This window comes from Rhizobium sp. 01T444 (assembly GCF_056398305.1).
In genome coordinates this window covers 1-6,664 of the sequence record NZ_JBFTPD010000068.1, presented here as the reverse complement: position 1 = coordinate 6,664, position 6,664 = coordinate 1, and the positions used below count along the sequence as shown (strand labels likewise).

Sequence of the window (6,664 nt, the reverse complement as noted above, 5' to 3'; positions counted from 1 at the left end):
GCCTGAAACAGGGGCTGAATGAGTTCCTGAGTGGGCAGGCAAGTCTTGAGGATGTCGTCTATCACCATCCGAGCGGCATCGACTTCATCCCGACCGRCAACCCCCGTCTGCAGCGGCGCGTGCGTTTGACCGACGTGGCCGAGATCATCGAGATGGCCCGCGCCAGGGGCCAGATCGTCATCTTCGACAGCGCGCCGGTGCTCGCCTCGGCCGATACAATGCATCTGACGGCGCTCACTGAGCGAACGCTGATGGTCGTGCAATGGGCAAAGACCAGCCGGCGGGCCACCGAATTCTGCCTCCAGCAGCTCAGAAGCGCCCGCAATGCCGACATCGTCGTCGCCATCAACAATGTCAAACCCAAACAGCACGCCAAATATAACTTCCGTGACTCCGAATTGTACGCAAGGTCGTTGATGAAATACCACGATTTCAAATCGTAAATCTGAGTATTACCAATGATTTAATATCCTTGAGTGATCCACCGCCGCCTTGGGCAGCAAGTGAACGCCATCAATCATCACAGCCAGCACCCTAGGGATCAGCAGACTACAGGGACAGGAGAAGAGTGATGACGGACTATTATGTTGCCACTGACGGAAGCGACATCGCCAAAGGCAGCTTGTCTGCACCATGGAAGACGATCGGTCGCGCCATGCAGGCGCGGCTCAAGCCCGGCGATCAGGTGGTGGTAAAGTCTGGAACATACCATGAGCAGATCGTGGTGACGAAGGATGGTGCGGCGGATAATTACGTCACCATCCGCTCCGAATTGCCGGGTGACGCTTTACTCAGACCGCCTTCTTCGGACAGCTACAGCACGCTGAATGTGCGAGCAAACTACGTCAAGATCGAGGGCTTCGACGTCGTTGGCGGCGGGGGACATGCGATCGATATTGAAGGGTCGCACCATGTCACGATCAAGGACAACATCGCCCATGACAGCGGCGGTTCGGGTATTTCCAGCGCCAAATCGGATTGGCTGACAATCGAAGACAACCGGGTCTACGGCAACGCCGCGACGAACGGCTATCAATGCAGCGGCATCTCGCTCTGGCAGAACATGGATCTCGCCGCAGGCAATGCCGAATTCCGCAACATCATCAGGAACAACATAAGTTACGATAACGTGCAAGGACCCGCTATCAACTGGGAACATACGGATGGAAACGGTATCATCATCGACGGCTTTCAAGACACCAAATACCGCTACGGCACTCTGATCGAGGGCAATGTCTCCTACGGCAATGGTGGCAAGGGCATCCACGTCTTCCTGAGCGACTTCGTCACGGTGCGCAACAATACTGTCTGGCACAACAACCATGACAACGCCAACAAGGGAAGCTGGCGGGGCGAGCTGAGCAACGCCATGGGCAGCTACAATACCTGGGTGAACAACGTCGCGGTGGCGGATCCGCGAACGGACTCCAGAAACCGAGCCATCAACGATGTCAGCACCAACGGCTACGTGAACAAGGATGTGAAGTGGTACAGCAATATCACCTTCAACGGCACTCCGCGCGAGGCATCGGTGCTTTCGGATGGCCAAATGCCGGACGCCGCCAACGGAAACCTGCTTGGGCTTGATCCGCTCCTTTCGAATCCGGCCACGGGAGATTTCCACTTGAAGCCGGGTTCGCCGGCCATCAATGCCGGAACGTCCGCTTTCGGGCTCGGATCTGTCGACATCGACGGGCAGGCCCGCGTGAACGGCAAGGTCGACATCGGAGCAGATGAGGCCACCTCCACTGCGGACACGCCGCCGAATGCTCAGGACGTTTCTGGCTCGGCGCCGCGATGAATACAGACTCCGAGATTATTTTCGCCAACGGCGGCTAGATCATACCGAGCTCAGTGGCGACGATCGCGGCAGCTCGAAGCGCAATATCGGCGCTAGCCGCAAGGCAATGAACCCGTCGATGGCGCGCGTCGCCAGATCTGAAAAGCCTGAAAGGTTTCGGTAATCTGAAAATGCTGGTCGGATAGGAACGCGGCCAGTACCCCTTCCGGATCGTAGATATCGGGCTTGCTGGCGACGATGAGGGTTGGAATCTGCAGTGCGGACGCAAAACCTGGCCGTGGCTCAGAGACATAGAGTGCACTGCCACACCCCTGGCCCAGCGGCACATGGTAAACGAGGGCACCAAGCGCGTCGGCGCTCCACCAGACGCGATCACCCTCGGTGAGGGCCGAGCGTACAACTGCGGCCGCAGAGCGATAGTCGTCCTTCGCGTGACGAGGCGCGAATCTGATGCTTGCGCCGGAGGCCAATGCCATCATCAGAAAGCCAAGCACCACGAGCTTGCCGACAGGCCGACGCCAAAGCAACGCCACGCCTGCCGCCTGCAGCGCCAAGACGACCGCGATTGCGGGCGCGAGATGGCGACCGACGACGCGCCAGTGCAGAATATATCCGGCAATCAGGATCAGTGCGGCGGCGGCCGTGAACGCGATGGCACAGGCCGCCAGTGTGCGAGGCGGAATATTGCGAATTACCTGGATCACGCCGGCCAGCGTTACAGCCGCGACCAGGACGGCGTAGCTCGCCAACGCAACCAAGTAAGAGGAGACGATCGCCCCCTCCCCGGCGCGCAGATCCGTGCGGCCCGGCCCGAGGCCCGCAAAGCCCAGCAACTCGTAGGCCGAGAAAACCAAGGTCCGCGCGTCGGTTGTCGCCACTTTGGTGCCGCCTGCCCCTCCAAGCACCGTCCAGAGATAGTAGAGCCCGAGCGGCGCCAGCACGACCACGAGCAGAACCGACGGCCCGATAATGTGGCTGGCGGCAAGCCGGCGAACGCGCCAGGGTACGGCACAAGCCGCGGCAGCAACGGCCGCTGCAGCCCATATCGCGCCGAGCAGGCTGCTTCCGGCAAGAGCAATAAGCCCGAGCGCAAGCAGCCAAACTTGGTAGGGACGAAGGAGCGGACCTTCCGCGCCGCGATCACCAGCTGCAACGACCGCGCGTTCGAGCAGGCCGAAGACGATCAGGCTAGCTCCGATCTGCATGCCATAGGGCCGCGCCTCATCGATATAGTACCACAGGAAGGCACTGGTCCCGGCCACTAGAAGCCGATCAATCCGGCCGTTGGCGAAAATGTAGAGGCCCGGAACGAGCCAAATCAGGTTCATCACCCTAAGCGCGACCTCGCCGTCGCCTGCAACCTTCTCCCAGGCCCAGATCGCCACGAGGAAAAACGGCATCTGCGCATCGGAGCCAGTCTCCGCGACCATGCGAGCCAGAAGCGCTCCGAAGTGCGGCTCCGTTGCACGCCACGCTGTATTGGCCTCGTCTATCCAGTAACTCTGTCCGCTGATCGCCGTGCAGAGCGCCACCAAAGTGGCGACCATCGCGAACCATAGAGTGACATGCCGCGACAATGGCCGCGACTTCTGCGAAAACGATCCTGATTTGTTGACCGGGTTCGATGGCCCCGCGATCTCCGCGCCCAGCGCCAGATTGAGGTCAGATATGCCCATCCACGTACAATTCCCAAAACCGTGTCCAGCGCACCACCGGTAATACATCTATCCCGGCTTAGATCATCGCTAAGACTAACGCGTTCTTCGTTCGAGCAACAATCAGCACAAAGTGGTACGCGTACGCCTTATGGCTCGCTTTCGACCAGCCGACATAAAGAATAAAGTTCATTTCTACAGAGGCTTGCGTGTCATCACAGACGGAGATTCCGAGAGAAGTTCGATGAGCCTCGGAGCTTGCCAGTTAGGCAAGCTGGATGGAGCCGAGAATGGTCAAGAGTAAGACTAGTGTAAAGAGTAATCGGATCGAACGGTTTCCTCAAAAGACCTATGGGCGGCGGAGTCGCTGCCTTGGCAGAGACTTATATCAGGCCCGATCCGTATTCGGCATGTGCCGGCAGTTGCTCAATCGGCCGAGCGCCGATCGTCATGAGGTAGCTGGCATGCATGGTCCAACCCATTTCATCACATCGGGGGCTTAACATGTTGCCGCACAGCACGGAGTTCCCCCGCACATGGCCAATTGCCACAACTGATCTTTCGCCCCGCGGCATGTCCGATGTGGACGGCCTTGTGCTGAGCATTGTGGTGCCGGTGTTCAATGAGGAGGAGACGATCGTGCTCTTTCTCCAGGCTCTGGATGCACAGACCAACGCGATCCGCAACGCTCTCGGACCAGGCGGACAGGTGGAGATTCTGTTCGTCGACGACGGCAGCCGAGATCGCACTGTGGAGATCATCGAAAGTCTCGTGGCACAGCGACCGGATATCGGCCTGATCTGCCTGTCGCGAAATTTCGGCAAGGACGCAGCGCTGGCAGCCGGTCTCGCCCATGCCCGCGGCGACGCAATCATCCCGATGGACGTCGATCTGCAGGACCCCCCGGACATCGTTCCCGATATGGTGAGCGCCTGGATGCGCGGCGCAAAGGTGGTCAACGCACGCCGCAAGAGACGTGGCAGCGACACCTGGCTCAAGCGCTGGAGCGCCACAGCTTTCTATGGCCTCTATAATCGGATGGCCGATTATCCTATCCAGGACAATGTCGGCGATTTTCGGCTGCTGGATCGCAGCGTCGTCGATGTTCTGAACGGCATGCCTGAGCGCATCCGCTTTATGAAAGGTCTGTTCTCCTGGGTTGGCTTCACTCAGGCGACGGTCGAATACGACCGGCCGAAACGCACGGCAGGCACCTCCAAGTGGGTATATTGGCGCCTGTGGAACTTCGCTTTGGACGGGATCACCGGATCGACGACGATGCCGTTGCGGATCTGGACCTATGTCGGTCTCGTTGTCGTCTTTCTGGCGCAACTCTACGCGGCTATCATCATTGGGCGAACGCTTATATTTGGCGTCGATGCGCCCGGTTATGCATCCATAATGGTGGTCATTCTGGTGTTCGGTGCGTTCAACATGATCTCCGTCGGGCTTCTTGGCGAATATGTCGGCCGCATCGCAGTCGAGGTCCGGCAACGGCCGCTGTACCTGGTGGAGCATCTGACGGGCCGAGCCGCTGCGGGACCGGCTACCGGCACCGTTGCCGATCAGGCGCGGCGTGACGGACCCGCCGGCGCCAGTTCTCTGCGGCGGGTCGGCATCGCCGCAAGTTCAGCGGTGACGAGCGCGAGAGCGCCGGAAGGCCAGTTGGGCAGCCAGTATCCGGCAGAATGACATGGCGGATAAGGCTTGCTACCCGGTAGTCTACAGCCCCGGTGTCATCATGCCTTGGCGTTCGATGGAGTGCGTCGGCGTCATCATCGCGCTGCTCCTTCTGAGCGGTTGCGTTTTTCCGCTGGTCGATCGCGATGGCTACCTGGATGCCAGCGAGATGGCGACTCTTCGCCTGCTTGGCATGCCTATCTATCTGATTTCTCTCGGGCTCTTGGCTCGAAATCAGGCCGAGCTGCTGATCGCCATTCGCCGCAGCCTGCCGTTCGTTGCGCTCCTCCTTTTGCCACTTGTCTCCGTGCTGTGGTCGCCCAGCCCCGCTCTCACCCTGCAGCGGGGCATTGCGCTCGTTCTCTCGGTATCGCTTGCATATCTCCTCGCCATCCTGTTCACACCGCGGCAATTGCTGTTGCTGACGGTTGTAGTGCTTGGCTCCGGCATGGCGTTCAGTCTTTTGATGGCTGTGGCTTGGCCCAGTCGCGCGTTCACCGTGGGCGAGAGCTCCCTGAGAGGCGTCTTTGACAACAAAAACGCACTCGGGTGGAACGCCGCAATCGCGACTTTCGCATGCAGCGTGATGGCGGCAGATCGACGGGCGGGGCTGAGAATAGTCAGCATACCGCTGCTGTGCGCCAGTCTCGTTTGCCTCGTCGCGTCCCAGTCGATGACGGCTATGACCTCACTCGCCAGCGCGGTGGTGGCGACGTTTTTCTTCCTTGCTCTATCAAAGACCCGCGACCTTGGACGGGTGACCCTCGTGCTGGTCTGTCTGCAATTGGTCGCACTGGTCCTTGTAGGCCTCAGCGAACTACTCGTTCCCCTGCTCGAAGCACTGGGCAAGGATGCGACACTGACCGGTCGTGTTCCGCTCTGGCGGGAAGTGGATCACGCAATCGGAAGGCGGTTATTGTTCGGTTACGGCTATCAGGCCTTCTGGGCCGACTCCAACCTCGACGGCTGGCGCGTCCGAGCTGCGGCGGGATGGCCGGCGCCGCACGCCCATAATGGATTTCGTGACACATTGCTAAGCCTCGGGCTCCTGGGCTTCATCCCCCTGGTCTGGACCATTGCCCGCGCGGTGCGGCAGGGTGCGACGCTGCTGTGTGATGCTCCCGAGGAAGGTTGGCTGTGGCTGAACGTGCTGGTCATCATGTTCCTCGTGATGAACCTCACGGAAACGATCCTCCTCACTCAGAATAGTCTTCTCTTCGTCCTGTTTGCCACTGCCGTAATTATGTTCGCGATCCGGTTTCCGACCGAAGCGAGAGAGCTGACATCGGGATTACGTTTGCTCCGTCGCCGGATGGTGATGATTGTGGCGCTGATGGTTGTGCTGATGGCGGCTTCCATCGTGCTGATATCGGGGTTGAAGCCGAGCTATCACGCCGGGTCACGGCTGATGATCCACAAGCCCCTGGCAACCGCGCTGAGCACCGGCGATGCCGGCAACAATGCGCCGCTGAACGTCACCTCCGAGACCGAGCGGCTTCTGTCCAGAAGCGTGGCGGAGCGGGTCATT

5 protein-coding genes are annotated in these 6,664 nt (G+C 59.8%); 4 read left to right on the top strand and 1 reads right to left on the bottom strand.

What is annotated here, in order from left to right; translation table 11 throughout:
• Together AC1DTN_RS36920 and AC1DTN_RS36915 are read left to right on the top strand one after the other, a co-directional pair.
• Nucleotides 1–443: P-loop NTPase family protein (locus tag AC1DTN_RS36920; protein ID WP_477925038.1), on the top strand; the 443-nt coding region annotated here is incomplete at its 5' end.
• Nucleotides 444–571: 128 nt separating this feature from the next.
• A complete protein-coding gene (locus tag AC1DTN_RS36915) occupies nucleotides 572–1,801 on the top strand; it encodes a right-handed parallel beta-helix repeat-containing protein (protein ID WP_477925036.1) in 1,230 nt (409 codons plus the stop codon).
• 92 nt (nucleotides 1,802–1,893) lie between these two features.
• On the opposite strand, the gene AC1DTN_RS36910 is transcribed toward AC1DTN_RS36915, so the two are convergent.
• A complete protein-coding gene (locus AC1DTN_RS36910; protein ID WP_477925035.1) occupies nucleotides 1,894–3,477 on the bottom strand; it encodes a hypothetical protein in 1,584 nt (527 codons plus the stop codon).
• A gap of 483 nt (nucleotides 3,478–3,960) precedes the next feature.
• Between AC1DTN_RS36910 and AC1DTN_RS36905 the strand changes: the two genes are divergently transcribed.
• Nucleotides 3,961–5,148 (top strand): glycosyltransferase family 2 protein, encoded by a 1,188-nt coding sequence (locus AC1DTN_RS36905; protein WP_477925033.1) that lies wholly within the window; start codon nucleotides 3,961–3,963, stop codon nucleotides 5,146–5,148.
• Nucleotide 5,149: 1 nt separating this feature from the next.
• A partial coding sequence (locus AC1DTN_RS36900) for an O-antigen ligase family protein (protein WP_477925031.1) occupies nucleotides 5,150–6,664 on the top strand: 1,515 nt, incomplete at its 3' end.

Coding starts and splice junctions, on each gene's coding strand:
- AC1DTN_RS36915 (WP_477925036.1), top strand. CDS start 572: ATGACGGACTATTATGTTGCCACTGACGGAAGCGACATCGCCAAAGGC.
- AC1DTN_RS36910 (WP_477925035.1), bottom strand. CDS start 3,477: ATGGGCATATCTGACCTCAATCTGGCGCTGGGCGCGGAGATCGCGGGG.
- AC1DTN_RS36905 (WP_477925033.1), top strand. CDS start 3,961: ATGTTGCCGCACAGCACGGAGTTCCCCCGCACATGGCCAATTGCCACA.